Annotated in this window: 16 protein-coding genes; 9 read left to right on the top strand and 7 right to left on the bottom strand. The window is 74.3% G+C overall.

All coding sequences use genetic code 11. From position 1 onward, the window contains the following. Positions 1–41 precede the first annotated feature (41 nt). The 4 genes from ACI79K_RS01665 to ACI79K_RS01650 form a co-directional block, all read right to left on the bottom strand. Positions 42–938 (bottom strand): glutamate ABC transporter substrate-binding protein, encoded by an 897-nt coding sequence (locus ACI79K_RS01665; protein WP_456589362.1) that lies wholly within the window; start codon positions 936–938, stop codon positions 42–44. Positions 939–961: 23 nt separating this feature from the next. Further along, positions 962–1,717: an amino acid ABC transporter ATP-binding protein gene (locus ACI79K_RS01660; protein ID WP_456598771.1), complete on the bottom strand. Its 756-nt coding sequence runs from the start codon at positions 1,715–1,717 to the stop codon at positions 962–964. Positions 1,718–1,799: 82 nt separating this feature from the next. Continuing rightward, positions 1,800–2,081, bottom strand: coding sequence for a helix-turn-helix domain-containing protein (locus ACI79K_RS01655; RefSeq protein ID WP_456589364.1), 282 nt, complete (start codon positions 2,079–2,081; stop codon positions 1,800–1,802). Further along, positions 2,078–2,704 carry a DUF2975 domain-containing protein gene (locus ACI79K_RS01650; protein WP_456598770.1) on the bottom strand — a complete coding sequence of 209 codons (627 nt, stop codon included), beginning with the start codon at positions 2,702–2,704 and terminating at the stop codon, positions 2,078–2,080. Before ACI79K_RS01650 ends, ACI79K_RS01655 begins: the two co-directional genes overlap by 4 nt. Before the next feature lie 72 nt (positions 2,705–2,776). On the opposite strand from ACI79K_RS01650, the gene miaB reads away from it, so the two are divergent. Further along, positions 2,777–4,258, top strand: a complete 1,482-nt coding sequence (miaB, locus tag ACI79K_RS01645; RefSeq protein ID WP_456598769.1) for a tRNA (N6-isopentenyl adenosine(37)-C2)-methylthiotransferase MiaB — start codon at positions 2,777–2,779, stop codon at positions 4,256–4,258. A 49-nt stretch (positions 4,259–4,307) separates the two neighbouring features. Here miaB and ACI79K_RS01640 read toward each other — a convergent pair whose 3' ends face one another. Further along, positions 4,308–5,813: a DUF349 domain-containing protein gene (locus ACI79K_RS01640; protein ID WP_456598768.1), complete on the bottom strand. Its 1,506-nt coding sequence runs from the start codon at positions 5,811–5,813 to the stop codon at positions 4,308–4,310. A 40-nt stretch (positions 5,814–5,853) separates the two neighbouring features. Here ACI79K_RS01640 and ACI79K_RS01635 point away from each other — a divergent pair, with 40 nt between their 5' ends. Genes ACI79K_RS01635 through dapF form a run of 3 tightly spaced genes read left to right on the top strand, consistent with a single transcriptional unit; the run spans position 5,854 to position 8,401 of the window. Beyond that, on the top strand, positions 5,854–6,579 hold the full coding sequence (locus ACI79K_RS01635) for a hypothetical protein (protein ID WP_456598767.1): 726 nt from the start codon (positions 5,854–5,856) through the stop codon (positions 6,577–6,579). Continuing rightward, positions 6,576–7,532 carry a tRNA (adenosine(37)-N6)-dimethylallyltransferase MiaA gene (miaA, locus tag ACI79K_RS01630; RefSeq protein ID WP_456598766.1) on the top strand — a complete coding sequence of 319 codons (957 nt, stop codon included), beginning with the start codon at positions 6,576–6,578 and terminating at the stop codon, positions 7,530–7,532. The genes ACI79K_RS01635 and miaA overlap by 4 nt, the downstream gene beginning before the upstream one ends. Beyond that, complete coding sequence (dapF, locus tag ACI79K_RS01625; RefSeq protein WP_456598765.1) at positions 7,529–8,401, top strand: diaminopimelate epimerase; 873 nt, start codon at positions 7,529–7,531, stop codon at positions 8,399–8,401. Before miaA ends, dapF begins: the two co-directional genes overlap by 4 nt. 4 nt (positions 8,402–8,405) lie before the next feature. Here the strand turns inward: dapF and ACI79K_RS01620 are convergent, their stop codons facing one another. After that, positions 8,406–8,612, bottom strand: coding sequence for a hypothetical protein (locus ACI79K_RS01620; RefSeq protein ID WP_456598764.1), 207 nt, complete (start codon positions 8,610–8,612; stop codon positions 8,406–8,408). 114 nt (positions 8,613–8,726) lie between these two features. On the opposite strand from ACI79K_RS01620, the gene hflX reads away from it, so the two are divergent. The 3 genes from hflX to ACI79K_RS01605 are packed head-to-tail and all read left to right on the top strand — an operon-like array spanning position 8,727 to position 12,013. After that, entirely contained in the window at positions 8,727–10,217 is a 1,491-nt protein-coding gene (gene hflX, locus ACI79K_RS01615) for a GTPase HflX (protein ID WP_456589372.1), read from the top strand. A 58-nt stretch (positions 10,218–10,275) separates the two neighbouring features. Further along, positions 10,276–10,998: a phosphatase PAP2 family protein gene (locus ACI79K_RS01610; protein WP_456589373.1), complete on the top strand. Its 723-nt coding sequence runs from the start codon at positions 10,276–10,278 to the stop codon at positions 10,996–10,998. After that, positions 10,970–12,013 (top strand): hypothetical protein, encoded by a 1,044-nt coding sequence (locus ACI79K_RS01605; RefSeq protein WP_456598763.1) that lies wholly within the window; start codon positions 10,970–10,972, stop codon positions 12,011–12,013. The genes ACI79K_RS01610 and ACI79K_RS01605 overlap by 29 nt, the downstream gene beginning before the upstream one ends. A gap of 3 nt (positions 12,014–12,016) precedes the next feature. Here the strand turns inward: ACI79K_RS01605 and lexA are convergent, their stop codons facing one another. After that, complete coding sequence (gene lexA, locus ACI79K_RS01600; protein WP_456598762.1) at positions 12,017–12,784, bottom strand: transcriptional repressor LexA; 768 nt, start codon at positions 12,782–12,784, stop codon at positions 12,017–12,019. A 421-nt stretch (positions 12,785–13,205) separates the two neighbouring features. Here lexA and ACI79K_RS01595 point away from each other — a divergent pair, with 421 nt between their 5' ends. Together ACI79K_RS01595 and ACI79K_RS01590 are read left to right on the top strand one after the other, a co-directional pair. Beyond that, positions 13,206–13,502, top strand: a complete 297-nt coding sequence (locus ACI79K_RS01595) for a LysM peptidoglycan-binding domain-containing protein (protein WP_456598761.1) — start codon at positions 13,206–13,208, stop codon at positions 13,500–13,502. A 125-nt stretch (positions 13,503–13,627) separates the two neighbouring features. Further along, complete coding sequence (locus tag ACI79K_RS01590) at positions 13,628–14,380, top strand: hypothetical protein (protein WP_456598760.1); 753 nt, start codon at positions 13,628–13,630, stop codon at positions 14,378–14,380. Positions 14,381–14,616 lie beyond the last annotated feature (236 nt).

Here is a 14,616-nt window from a genome sequence, read left to right as displayed (position 1 = left end):
GCTGTGGGGCGGGTACCCCCGCCCCACAGCGCCGGAGATTGTCAGTAGCGGTCGACGTCCGGCGGCTGGGGGGCCTCCTGGCCGCTGATGGCGCCGGCGGTGCGGTCCCAGGCGTCCGCCCAGGCGCCGCTCTCGTAGGCCTCTTCCAGCGTGTCGTTGATGAACGCGCGGAACTCGTCGTCACCCTTCGGCACGCCGATGCCGTACGGCTCCTCGGTGAACGGGTTGCCCACGAGCTCGAACGCGCCGTCGCTGCCGGCGACCAGGCCGGTGAGGATGACGTTGTCCGTGGTCACGGCGTCGACCTGGCCGTTGGCCAGGGCGTCGGCGCACTTGGAGTAGACGTCGAACAGCGTCAGGGTCGCCTCCGGGTAGTTGTCCCGGATGTTCTGTGCCGGCGTGGAGCCCTCCACCGAGCAGACGTTCTTGCCCGCCAGGTCCTCGGGGCCCTCGATGCCCTCCGGGTTGCCGGCCGCCACCATGATGTCCTGGCCGGCCTCGTAGTACGGCCCGGCGAAGTCGATCAGCTCCTTGCGGGCGTCGTTGATGGTGTAGGTCGCCACCACCATGTCGACCTGGCCGTTCTGGAGGAAGGGCTCGCGGTTGGCCGAGACGGTCTCGGTCCACTCGATGTCCTCGGGTGCGATGCCGAGTTCGGCGGCGATGATCTTGGCGATCTCGACGTCGAAGCCCTCAGGGGTCTCGGTGTTGGGGTTGAGGAGCCCGAACCCGGGCTGGTCGAACTTGGTGCCGACGGTGATGGACCCCGCCTCGGCCAGTTCGGCCATCGTGGTGCCGGCTTCGAAGTCGACCTCCTCCTGCACCTCGACGGTCGAGTCGGCGGCGTCCTCTGCCTGGTCGCCGGCCTCGCTGCCACCGCAGGCGGTGAGCATGAGGCCGAGGGCCGCGAGCGAGGCGGCGTAGCGGGTGGTGCGCATGAGCTGTCCTTCCGTAGGGACGGTCAGTGGTTCAGGATCTTGGACAGGAAGTCCTTGGCCCGGTCGGAGCTCGGGTTGCTGAAGAACGTCTCGGGGTCGGACGACTCCACGATCCGGCCGCCGTCCATGAACACGACGCGGTTGGCGGCCTTCCTCGCGAAACCCATCTCGTGGGTGACGACGATCATCGTCATGCCCTCGGCCGCCAGGCCGACCATCACGTCGAGCACCTCGCTGATCATCTCGGGGTCCAGGGCCGAGGTCGGCTCGTCGAAGAGCATGACCTTCGGGTCCATGGCGAGGGCCCGCGCGATCGCCACCCGCTGCTGCTGACCACCCGAGAGCTGAGCCGGGTACTTGTCCGCCTGGGCGCCCACGCCCACCCGGTCCAGCAGCTCGCGGGCGCGCTTCTCGGCGTCCACCTTGGCGCGCTTGCGGACCTTGATCGGCCCCAGGGTGACGTTCTCGAGGATCGTCTTGTGCGCGAAGAGGTTGAAGCTCTGGAAGACCATGCCGACGTCGGCGCGCAGGCGGGCGAGCTGCTTGCCCTCCTCGGGCAGCCGCTCGCCGTCGATGACGATCTCGCCCCTCTCGATCGACTCGAGGCGGTTGATCGCACGGCACAGCGTCGACTTGCCCGACCCCGACGGGCCGATGACGACGACGACCTCCCCGCGGGCGATCTCGAGGTCGATGTCCTGCAGCACGTGCAGGTCGCCGAACCACTTGTTCACGCCGGACAGGCGGACGAGAGGCTCTCCGGTCGTACGGCTGGTCACCCTGGGGACCCTAAGGGTGGGAGGTCGCGGTTCCCGCACCGCGCGATCACGAAGGCGTAACGAACCCCGGTAGGTCGCGCGCTCACGGCTCGGTGTCCGCCCGTTCGGGTGACCGCTCCGGCGCGACGGAGAAGAGATCGCCCGGCTGGCAGCCCAGCGCGCCGCAGACCGCGGTCAGCGTGGAGAACCGGACGGCGCGCGCCCGCCCGTTCTTGAGCACCGACAGGTTGACCACCGAGACGCCGACGCGTTCCGAGAGCTCGACCAGCGTCATGCCCCGCTCGTCCAGGAGCCGGTCCAGGTGGCAGACCACGCGGTGGGCGGCGTCCTCGTCGGGGGCCGGCTCGCCCAGGCGGGGGCTCACACGGTCCCCTCGACCTCGTCCTCCAGCGCGCGCCCGCGGCGGAAGGCCTCGGCCGCGGCCAGGAGGGCGAGGGCCAGCCCGATCGGCATGAACGGGATCGTGACCTCGAACAGGACGAGCGGGGAGTCGGGCCCGGCCAGGTCGAGGTGCTCGAGCACGGCGGTGGCGACCACTCCCTCGGCCATGGGCACCACCAGGCCGCCGAGGACGACGGCCGCGGCGAGGCCGGCCAACCGGCCGGGGTTGCGCCGGTCGAAGGGGTGCCCGTCGTGGATGGCCCAGAGCACCCGCGCCAGCAGCCATGCGCCGACAGCGACGGCGATCGCGCTCAGCGAGGCCGGCAGCTCGGTGAGCGCCCGCAGCCCGGCCGGGAGGTCGGAGGCGACCAGCGTCGACTCCGGCGTGGAGTCGACGACCCAGACGCCCTCCGGCAGCCCGGGCAGGTCGAGCGCGCGGTCCCCGTCCGGTTCGGCCGCGTTCACCGTGATGCTGCCGCCCGGCTGGGTGAGCTGGTTGATCGGCTGCACCACCGCGAAGAGGGCCGCGACGCCGGCGACGACGAACAGGACGGCGGCGCCCAGGTTCGTGCCGGTGTGGCCGAGGAAGGGGCGGCTCGTCGTCATGGCGCGGACCATAACGACTTTCGATAGCAACGACAATCGTTGTTCGGGCCGCGACGTACCCTTCCTCCTGTCATGAGCAGCCTTGTGGAGAGCCCCGCCCCGCGCACCTACCGGGTGCGCACCTACGGGTGCCAGATGAACGTGCACGACTCCGAGCGGCTGTCCGGCCTCCTGGAGCAGGCGGGGTACACCGCCGCGGCGGACGGGGACGACGCCGACGTCGTCGTCCTCAACACCTGCGCCGTGCGCGAGAACGCCGACAATCGCCTCTACGGCAACCTCGGGCACCTCCGCCCGGTCAAGGACGCCCGCCCCGGCATGCAGATCGCCGTCGGCGGCTGCCTCGCGCAGAAGGACCGCGGCGAGATCGTCCGGCGGGCGCCGTGGGTCGACGTCGTCTTCGGCACCCACAACGTCGGCTCGCTGCCGGCTCTTCTGGAGCGGGCCCGGCACAACGCCGAGGCGCAGGTGGAGATCGCCGAGGCGCTGGAGGTCTTCCCCTCGACCCTGCCCGCGAAGCGGGACTCGGCCTACTCCGGCTGGGTGTCGATCAGCGTCGGCTGCAACAACACCTGCACGTTCTGCATCGTCCCGGCGCTGCGCGGCAAGGAGAAGGACCGCCGTCCCGGCGAGATCCTGGCCGAGGTGCAGGCGCTGGTCGACCAGGGCGTGCTCGAGGTGACCCTGCTCGGGCAGAACGTGAACAGCTACGGCAGCGACTTCGGTGACCGTGGCGCGTTCGCCGACCTGCTGCGGGCCACCGGCCGCATCGAGGGGCTGGAGCGGATCCGGTTCACCAGCCCGCACCCGGCGATGTTCACCGACGACGTCATCGCCGCCATGGCCGAGACGCCGGCGGTCTGCCACCAGCTGCACATGCCGCTGCAGTCCGGCTCGGACGACGTCCTCAAGCGGATGCGCCGCGCCTACCGGCAGGAGCGCTACCTCGGGATCATCGACCGGGTACGCGCCGCCATGCCCGACGCCGCGATCACCACCGACATCATCGTCGGGTTCCCGGGGGAGACGGAGGAGGACTTCCAGCAGACCCTGGACGTCGTCCGGCAGGCGCGGTTCGCCAGCGCCTTCACCTTCCAGTACTCCAAGCGGCCGGGCACGCCCGCCGCCGAGATGGAGGGGCAGCTGCCCAAGGAGGTCGTGCAGGAGCGCTACCTCCGGCTGACCGCGCTGCAGGACGAGATCAGCTGGGACGAGAACCGGAAGCTCGTCGGCGCGCGGGTGGAGCTGCTCGTGGCCGCGGGGGAGGGGAGCAAGGACGCCGCGCGCGGCCGGCTCTCCGGCCGTGCCCGCGACGGGCGGCTCGTGCACTTCACGGCGGCCGACGGGGTGCGCCCCGGCGACGTCGTCGAGACCGTCGTCACCCAGGCCGCGCCGCACCACCTGGTCGCCGACGGCCCGCTGCTGTCCCACCGGCGCACCCGCGCCGGGGACGCGAGCGAGGCCGGGACCCGGCCCACGACCCCGGGCGTCTCGCTGGGCATGCCGCGGATCGGCGTCCCCGAGCCGCTCCCGGTGCTCACGACCGGCTGCTGAACGACGAAGGGCCCGTCCGGATCGGACGGGCCCTTCGCTGCTCGCGCCGCTAGCGGCGAGCGGACTTCTCGGCCTCGGCCAGCCACTCCCGCCGGGTGGCGAGGTTCGCCTGCGCCTCGGCGATGCGGCGCTGGTCGCCCGCGGCCTCGGCCTTGGCCAGCTGCTCCTCGGCCTTGGTGACGGCGGCCCGCATCGAGGCGACCATCGGGTTCTCCGGGGCGGTGCGCACCCGGCCGGCGTCGGCGGCCCCGCGCACCTTCTGCTCCACGGCCTGCATCCGGTCCTCGAGCTGTCGCATCACCGCGCGCGGCACGTGCCCGATGGCGTCGTAGCGCTCCTGGATCTTCCGCAGCGCGTTCTGTGCCCCGCGCAGGTCCTTGCCCGGGTCGAGTTGCTCGGCCTCGGCCAGCAGCTCCTCCTTGGCCCGCTGGTTGGCGACCTGTTCGGCGTCACGCGCCTTGTCCTGCTCGGCGCGGGCGCTGAAGAACACGTCCTGCGCGGCGCGGAACTCCTTCCACAGGTCGTCGTCGCCGTCCCGGCCGGTGCGCGGCACGGCCTTCCAGCGGTCCATCAGCGAGCGCATCGCGGCGCTGGTGGAACCCCAGTCGGTGGACGTCGACAGCCGCCGCGCCTCGGCGATCAGCTCCTGCTTGGCCGCACGGGCCTCACCGCGCTGGGCGTCCAGCTGCGCGAAGTGGGCGCCGCGGCGGCGGCCGAAGGCGTCGCGGGCGGCGGCGAACCGGGACCACAGCGCGTCGTCGGTCCTGCGGTCGATGCCGCGGATGGTCTTCCACTCCTCGACGATCGCCTTGAGGCGGTCGCCGGCGGCCTTCCAGGACGTCGACTCGGCGGCGATCTGCTCGGCCTCGGCGGCCAGGGCCTCCTTGCGCGCCACCTGCGCCGCCCGGGCGGCGGCCTTCTCCGCCCGGTACTCGACGGCGGCGGCCTCGGCGGTCGCCACGATGGCGCCGGCCCGGGCGGCCAGCCCCTCGAGGTCGCCCACCGCGGCGGCGGTCGGGATCGACTCGGCCAGCGCCTGGGCCTTCGCCTTGATCTCGCCGGGGTTGCCGGTGTGCGCCTTGAGCCGGGCCTCCAGCAGCGACACCTCGGTGGCCAGGTCGTCGAAGCGGCGGCCGTAGTGGGCGAGCCCCGCCTCGGCGTCGCCCGCCTGCCACGAGCCGACCTCGCGCTCGCCGTCGGCGGTGCGCACGTAGACGGTGCCGTCCTCGTCGACCCGGCCCCACTGCGCCGGGTCGCTCACCACCCGCTCGACCGGAGGAGCCGCCGGGGCCGGGGCCGGCGTCGGCTCCGGGGTGGTCGCGGGTTCCGGTTCGGCCGCGGGTGCGGGCGCCGGCTCCGGTGCCGGCGCCGCGCCGGTGGGGTCGGCGAGGGCCGCCTCCGCGGGGGTCGGCGCCGCCGGCGTGCCGGCCGCGGGGGTCACCGCGTCGGCGCCGTCGGTCGGGGTCGCCGCCTCGGGGGCGGGGGTCTCGGGGGTCTCCGCAATCGGCGGAGCGGCCTGCTGCACCCCGTTGCCGGGGTCGTCCGTGCTCGACACGTCCGGCAGTGTCCCACGTCGCATCGGCGACACTGCTGCGGTGACCTCCCACCCCGGCGGCGTCCCGGCCCGGACGCCCCGCCCGTCGGCCGCCGTCGCCTTCTGCCCGTGCCCGCCGCTGCTGGTGCCGGCGGTGGAGGGGCGGCCCTTGCCCGAGACCGCCGCGCTGCGGTCGGCCTGCGCGGATGCGGTGACCGCCTTGCTCGGCGCCGCGCCGGAGGTGGTGGTCGTCGTGGGTCCCGGTGCGGCGCCCGGGGAACGCTTCGGGCCCGGCGACGGCGGTGACCTCCGCGGGTTCGGCGTCGATTTGGAGCTGCCCTTCGACGGGTGGTTGCGCCCGGGAGGTCTCCGGCTCCCGCTCGCGCACACCGTCGGTACCTGGCTGCTCGACCAGGCGTCGTTCGCCGGCACCCGCGTCGGGGTCGGGCCGGCCGACCTCGGGCAGCTGCTGCGGGACCTGCCGCCTCCGGTGGGCGTGCTCGCGATGGGCGACGGCTCGGCCCGGCGCTCGGTCAAGGCACCCGGGTACCTGGATCCGGCAGCCGAGCCGTTCGACGCCGCCGTCGCCACCGCCCTGGCGACGGGGGACACCGCCGGGCTGGCCGCGCTCGACCCGGCGGCGGGGGAGCGGCTCCTCGCCGCCGGCGTACCGGTCTGGCGGGCGGTGGGAGCCGCGCTCGCGGGCCGGCACGTCACCGCGCGGCTGCGGTACGACGGGGCGCCGTTCGGGGTGGGCTACCCGGTCGCCGACTGGGTGGTCGCGTGAGCGGAGCGCCCGGCGGCAGCGGACCAGTGGTCCCGACCCCGCCGCCGGTGGTCGCGATCGTCGGCCCGACGGCGACCGGCAAGACCGCGCTCGCCGTCGAGCTGGCCCGGCGGCTGGGCGGCGAGGTGGTGAACGCCGACTCGATGCAGCTCTACCGCGGCATGGACATCGGCACCGCCAAGCCCGGTCTCGCCGAGCGCGGCGGGGTGCCGCACCACCTGCTCGACCTGTGGCACGTGCGCGAACCGGCATCGGTGGCCGAGTACCGGCGGCGAGCGCGAGCCGAGATAGACCGGCTGCGGGCCGCCGGCACCGTGCCGCTGCTCGTCGGCGGCTCGGGGTTGTACGTGCGCGCCGTCCTCGACGAGCTGGAGTTCCCCGGCACCGACCCGGTGGTCCGCGCCCGCCTGGAGGGGGAGCTCGCGGACGCCGGTCCGGCCGCGCTGCACGCCCGGCTGGCCGGGCTCGACCCGGCCGCCGCCGCGGCCGTCCTGCCCAGCAACGGCCGGCGGATCGTGCGCGCTCTCGAGGTGATCGAGCTGACCGGTGGGCCGTTCCGCGCCGAGCTCCCCGAGCCGCGCCCGCATTACCCGGCGGTGGTGCTCGGGCTGGACCGCGAACCCGCGGAGCTCGACGAACGGATCGCCGTCCGGGTCGACCGGATGTGGGCCGCGGGGTTCGTGGACGAGGTGGCGGCGCTCGCCGCCGACGGGCTCCGCGAGGGGCCGACGGCCTCCCGCGCCCTCGGCTACGCCCAGGTGCTGGCCCAGTTCGACGGCGCGCTGTCGGCCGAGGAGGCACGCGAGCGCACCGTCACCACGACCCGCAGGTTCGTGCGTCGGCAGCGGTCCTGGTTCCGGCGGGACGCCGCGACGATGTGGCTCGACGCCGCCCGGGCCGACCTGGCCGACGCAGCGACCGGGGTGATCACCGGCCGTACGATCGATCCGTGACCTCCTCGCCGCGCGTGCTGCTCGGGCACGGCACCGAGAACGACTTCGTGGTGCTGCCCGACCCCGACGGCACCGTGTGGGCCGGCGAGCGGCTGGATGCCGCCATGGTGCGGCGGCTGTGCGAGCGCCGGGCCGGCCTGGGGGGCGACGGCGTGCTGCGGCTGGTGCGCAGCGCCCACGTGCCCGACGCTCCCGCCGTGCTGGGGGAGCACCTGTCCCGGTGCGAGTGGTTCATGGACCACCGCAACGCCGACGGCTCCTACGCCGAGATGTGCGGCAACGGCATCCGGCTGTTCCTGCACGCGCTGATCAGCGAGGGGCTCGTCGACCGCGCTGCCTGCGCCGACGGCCTGCTCGTCGGCACCCGGGGTGGGCCACGCCGGGTGGGCGCTGGTGCCGACGGCGGCTACTGGGTCGACATGGGCCCCGCCCGCCCGTTCGGCGAGGGCGAGGCGCTGCTCGACGGCCGGGCATTCGCCGGTCTCGCCGTCAGCATGGGCAACCCCCACCTGGCCTGCCTGACCGACGTCCCCGTCGAGCAGCTGGACCTGACCGGTACCCCGGCGTTCGACGAGGGGCTGTTCCCGGAGGGCGTCAACGTCGAGTTGGTGAACGTCCTGGAGCCGGGTGCCCACGTGCGGCTGCGGGTCAGCGAGCGCGGGGTGGGCGAGACGCGGTCGTGCGGCACCGGCGCCTGCGCCGCGGCCTACGCGGCCCTGCGTGCCGCGGGCGCCGACGAGGGCACGGTCGTCGTCGACGTCCCCGGGGGCCGCCTGTCGGTGCAGGTGACCCCCGGGACGACGGTCCTCAGCGGTCCGGCCGTGCTGGTGTCGGCCGGCACGCTGTGCCCGGAGTGGCTCCGGGCCTGAGGCGTCAGCGGCGGTCGTCGTCGGGCGGCAGCGGGACCATCGCGTCGTCGTCGCCGGTGGCCGGAGGGGTGGGTGGCGCCCCCCGGCCGCTGTCCTGGTCGGCGCCGGCACCCATCGGGTTGCGCGGCGGGCCGCCGATGCCCTCGGGGTCCCGGCCCGGGTCGTCCAGCTCGCTGTTCGAACCCATCCGGCTCGATCCGCTCTCGCTCATCGGTTCCTCCTCCGTGCGTCGCGTTCGTCGCGCTGGCCCTACCCCTGCCGCCGGTCGGGATGCATCCGGGGCGTCGATGCGTTGTACCGGGCGATGACAACTCAGGTGCTTTCCATGCAGGACCGTGCCACGCTGGAGACGATGACGACCGCCCCCGACGCCCTGCCCCTCGACGAGCAGGCCGACCTCGACACCCGCTCCGCGCCCACCGGGCGGTGGGCCGAGGCCGACGACACCACCGGCTCCTACGCGCTCGAGGCGCGCGGCGCCCTGCGCCGGGTGGCCGGTCTCTCCACCGAGCTCGCCGACGTCACCGAGGTCGAGTACCGGCAGCTGCGACTCGAGCGCGTCGTGCTCGTCGGCGTCTGGACCGAGGGCACCCAGGCCGACGCCGACCGCTCGCTGGCCGAGCTGGCCGCCCTGGCCGAGACGGCGGGCTCGCAGGTGCTCGAGGCGGTCAGCCAGCGGCGCGACAAGCCCGACGCTGCCACCTACGTCGGCTCGGGCAAGGCCAACGAGATCCGCGACATCGTCGCCGCCACCGGCGCCGACACCGTCATCTGTGACGGTGAGCTCACCCCCGGCCAGCTCAACCAGCTGGAGAAGGTGCTCAAGGTCAAGGTCGTCGACCGGACGGCGCTGATCCTCGACATCTTCGCCCAGCACGCGACGAGCCGGGAGGGCAAGGCCCAGGTCGAGCTCGCCCAGATGCAGTACATGCTGCCGCGGCTGCGCGGTTGGGGTGAGTCGATGTCCCGGCAGGCCGGTGGCCGGGTCGCCGGCGGTGGCGGCATCGGTACCCGCGGACCGGGTGAGACGAAGATCGAGACCGACCGCCGGCGCATCCGCGCCCGGGTGAGCAAGCTGCGCCGGGAGATCGCCGGCATGGCGACCGCCCGCGCCACCCAGCGGGCGAGCCGGGGACGCAACGCCGTGCCGAGCGTGGCGATCGCCGGGTACACCAATGCCGGCAAGTCAAGCCTGCTCAACCAGCTCACCGGCGCCGGCGTGCTGGTGGAGAACGCGCTGTTCGCCACCCTCGACCCGACGGTGCGCCGGGCGCAGTCGCCGGACGGCCGGGAGTACACGCTCACCGACACCGTCGGCTTCGTGCGCCACCTGCCGCACCAGCTGGTGGACGCGTTCCGCTCCACGCTGGAGGAGGTCGCCGCGGCGGACCTGCTGCTGCACGTGGTCGACGGCTCCGACCCCGATCCGCTCGGCCAGATCGACGCCGTCCACGTCGTGCTGAGCGAGATCGACGCGGCCGCCGTGCCGGAGGTCATCGTCGTCAACAAGGTCGACGCGATGAGCGAGGAGGACATCCTCACCCTCCGCCAGGCCCTGCCGGGCGCGGTCTGGGTCTCGGCCCGCACCGGCGTCGGCATCGACGCCCTCCGCAAGCTGGTGGCCGAGCGGCTGCCGCACCCCGACGTCGAGGTCGACGTGCTCGTGCCCTACGAGCGCGGTGACCTCGTGGCCCGGGTGCACCGGGACGGCGAGGTGCTCGGCGAGCGGCACGAGGACGGCGGCACACGGCTCACCGCGCGGGTGGACGGCGCCCTCGCCGCGGTGCTCGAGGAGTTCGCGGTCCCGGTGGGCTGAGCTGGGGCGGTCGATCGGCTCGGATCACGATCCGGTCACGGGCCGGTACGGTGGCGGCGTGACCAGGGGCGCGGTGCGGGTGGCCGAGTCACCGCGCGCCGCCCCCGTGGTCCCGCCCGGCCGGCCGCCGTGGTGGCTGGTCGCCGTGGCGCTGCTGGTCGGCGTCCTCATCACCGCCGACCTGCTCCGCCACGGGCCGTCGGAGCGGATGGACCTCCGGGTGTCGGAGATCGTCAGCGACTGGGGCCTGCGGGACACGCCGGGCTACCCGGCGGTGTGGGTGGTCACGCAGCTCGGCGGGCGCGTGACCATCCTCGTCGTCCTCGCCGGCCTGGTCGGCTACCTGCTGTGGCGGCGCGGCACCTGGATGCCGGCCCTCCGCGTGCTGCTGGCGCTCGGGGTGCTGACCGCCGGGGTGTACGCGATCAAGCACGGGATCGGGCGGACGGCGCCGGCGTTCCCGGGCTCCTACTTCTTCCACGCCGACGGCGCCTCGTTCCCCTCCGGTCACGTCGCCAACGCAGTGCTCATGTGGGGGGTGGCCCGCTGGCAGGCGGTCGAGTACGGGCTCCCGCCGGCGGTACAGCGGACCTTCTGGTGGCTGAGCGTCGTCGGGCCGGTCGCCACTGGCGCGGCGATGGTGTCGCTGGACTTCCACTGGGTCACCGACGCGGTCGTGGGCGCCGCTGTCGGGATCGTCCTCCTGGGCGTGGTTCATGCACTGGACGCGATGGTTCTGTCACGCTTGGTACGTGCCCGAGCAGGCCAAGCGAGTTCCTAGCCGCGCCCGGCGGCGTCGGCTCGTCGTCGCGAGCGCCCTGACCGGCGCCCTGGCCGTGCTCGTCCCCGCGTCCGCGTCGGCGGAGGAGCCGGCGCCGGAGGTCCGGTGCGCCATCACGGACCCCCGACTCGCCGAGCTGTCCGGCCTGGTGGTGGTAGGAGAGCAGATGCTCGCCCTCAACGACGGCGGTGACCGGGTCGAAGTCCTCGGGCTCGATGCCGCCTGTGCGGTGGTCGACGTGCAGGCCGGGGCCGCGGACCCCTTCGACCCCGAAGACCTCGGCGTCGGCTCGGACGGGAGCGTCTGGATCGCCGACACCGGTGACAACGGCACGAGCCGTGCCACCGTCGCGCTGCATGTCCTCCGGCCCGACGGCGCGGCAGCGCTGCATCGGCTGACCTACCCCGACGGCGCGCACGACGCCGAGGCGCTGCTCCTGGCCCCGGACGGGACGCCGTACCTCGTGACCAAGGAAGTGCTCGGCTCCAGCGGGGTCTACCGGCCCGCCGCCGCGCTCGTCGACGGCGGCACTGTGCCGATGGAGCGGGTGGGCACGGTCAACGTCACCCTCACCGGAACCCCGGGTGGCCCCGTGGGTCGTGCGGGGCAGTTGCTGATCACCGGAGGTGCGGTCGCCGGCGACGGGAGCGCACTGGCGCTGCGCACCTACACGGACGCCTACGTGTGGCCGCTGTCCGGTTCGGACGTGCCCGGTGCGCTGGCCGGCGAACCGGTGCGGGTGGCGCTCCCCGAGTCGCCGCAGGGCGAGGCCGTCAGCTTCTCCGCCGACAACCGGGCGCTCGTGGTCGCGAGCGAGGGCCTGCCCAGCGCCGTCACCGTGGTTCCCCTGCCCGCCGCGACCGCCGCCGCGAGCCCGACTCCCGCGGAGGACCCGCTGCCGTCCTTCGCGGAACTCGCCCGCTCGGACCGCTCGCCGATCGCCTCGGCGCTGATCGCCGCCGTCGTCGCCACTCTCGTGGTCTGGGTGGGCGGGAAACTGCGCCGCCGGACCTGACCCTCAGACCCGGCGCAGGACCGACACCACCCGCCCGAGGATCGTCGCCTCGTCTCCGGGGATCGGTTCGTAGGCCGGGTTGTGCGGCAGCAGCCACACGTGACCGTCCCGGCGCTTGTAGGTCTTCACCGTCGCCTCGCCGTCGATCATCGCCGCCACGATCTCCCCGTTCTCGGCGGTCGGCTGCTGGCGGACGACGACCCAGTCGCCGTCGCAGATGGCGGCCTCGACCATCGAGTCGCCGGCCACCTTGAGCATGAAGACGGTTCCCTCGCCGACCAGCTCGCGCGGCAGCGGGAAGACGTCCTCCACCGCCTGCTCGGCGAGCACCGGGCCACCGGCGGCGATCCGGCCGACGAGCGGGACGTAGGCGGGCGCGGCGGCCTGCACGCCGTCGCCGACCACGGGGGTTTCGACCGGTGCCGCGGTGGCCCGGCCGGCATCCCCGGGCAGTCGCACGTCCAGGGCGCGCGGCCGGTTGGGGTCGCGCCGCAGCCAGCCCTTCTTCTGCAGCACCGAAAGCTGGTGCGCGACCGAGGACGCCGAGGACAGCCCGACGGCCTCGCCGATCTCACGCACCGACGGGGGGTAGCCGCGCCGGTCGATGGAGTCGCGGATCACCTCGAGCACCCGCCGCTGCCGCTGGGTGAGCCCGTCCCCATCGGCCGCGCGGTCGGGAAAGGCCCGTACCGACGCCGAACCGTCCGCCGTCCCCGGGGCCACGCCCGCGGTGCCGCCCCGGTTGCCGGACGTCCTGCTCGAGTCCGCCACGTCTCCTCCTCGCCGGCTGCCCGCGCAGCTCTCGACCCTCGTCGTCGGAGGAACGGTAGCGCCGATCGGCGGCCACTTCAAACAGGTGTTCGAAACTTTCCCGTGTCGCTCCCCAAGTGTCGGTCCCATCCGGTAGACATCGGACAGGCGTTCGAATCGAACACACGTTCGGGTCCGGCGGGTGCCGGCCAGGAGGGCTGAACACATGACGAGCAGCACGGCACTGCGGGTCTGCGGCCAGGTGCCGGTCGACCCGGGGGAGCGGCGCGCCGGTCCGCCACCCGCCCGGCATCTCCGGGTGCTCCCGCCACCTCGCTCCTACGCGGAGCTGCCCGAACCTCTGCCCGCGCCGGCTCGCGGCAGGACGAGCGGCCCGCGGGCGACGGTGGGGCGGTCGCCCGGCCGGGGGTGTCGGGGGCGGGTGGAGCAGCCGCCGCTCCGGTTGACGTCGCGCGGCCGTCGCGTGCTCGTGGTCCTCACCCTCCTCCTCGCCGCGGGCGTGATCGTCCTCGGCAGCGCCGTCCTCGGGGATGCGGGTGGCGGATTGGAGCTCATGGGGACGACCAATGTGATCGTCGAGCCGGGTGACACGCTCTGGTCCATCGCCGGCACGGTCGCCGACGGGCGCGATGTCCGCGACGTCGTCGTCGACATCCAGCGGCTGAACGGGCTCGGCTCCGCGGCCATCTCGCCTGGTCAGGTCCTCGTCCTGCCCTGACGGCCCCGCAGGGCTCGGTGCCTGCGCGCCAGGGCAAGGTGTTCACAACGCGGCTCGGCGACTTCGTCAACCCTCAGTACAGGCACGTTCACCGTGCGTGCTGGTCGGCCACCTACGGTACGTCCGTGTCCAGCGTCATGGAGAACCGCGCCGCCGTGTTCACCACTCGTCCCCAGGCCGTCGAGGTCCACCAGGCGGGTGCCTGGTGTGCGGGGGAGCTGTTGGGGTGGCGACACGACGACTCCGGCGCGTGCCAGATGTGGGTGCGGGTCGTCACCGGAGGCGAAGAGCAGGCGCTCTGGATCGACCTGGGGGATGTGCGGCTTCCGGAGTCGCCGGTCGTCGAGGTGTCCCCGGTGACGCAGGCGATGCCCGCCTCCCCGTCCGCGGCACCGCTCCGGGACGGTCCGTCGACCGATGTCGAGGCGACCGCCAGCCTGCCGCTGCTGCGCGACCGCTGCGAGCCGCGGACCGGTGCCCAGCGGCCGGGCGGTCGCCGGCGCGCGCCGGAGAGCGACCCCGTGCAGGCCGCGCCGGCGTCCTCGGTGCCGGTGCCTCCTCCGGGTCGGCACCGCGCTCCGGCCACCGAGTCCGGCCCGGTCGTGGGCCGGCACCGCGCCGCCGACACCGACCTCTTCCCGGCCGTCGTCGAGAGCGCGCCGGACGCGCAGTCCCCGACCCGTGAGGACCGACCGCGGGGCGGTGGCTGGTCGGTGCCCGCGGCCCGCTCCGCGAGCACGGTCGAGACCCGCTCCACGGCGAGCGGCTGGACCCCGCCGGCCGACGTCGACCAGGATCTCCTGACCCGCCCGATGCGGTTGAGCGACCAGATCCCGCACTCGCGGCGGCCCCGGGTGGGCGGCGCGGTCAGCGTCTGATCGTCGTTCGGCGGCCCTCGCCGCGTCGACCCCGCGGGGGTGCTCGGCGCCGCCGTCGGGTGCCCGCCGGGTCGCCCGTGGCCGGGTGCGGACCGCCCAGTTCGCCGATCGGTGTGCGGCCGGCGCGTGGTTCTGCGGGTCGGAACCGCGCATGAGCGCACAGCCTTGCCGGGGCGAGCGTCCCCGGGTCGTTCCTGCGGTGTGTCGCCGCGCTCGGCACCCTCTCCGGGGAGCGT

This window comes from Blastococcus sp. SYSU DS0616, assembly GCF_054051015.1.
This window is presented reverse-complemented; position numbering and strand designations above follow the sequence as displayed.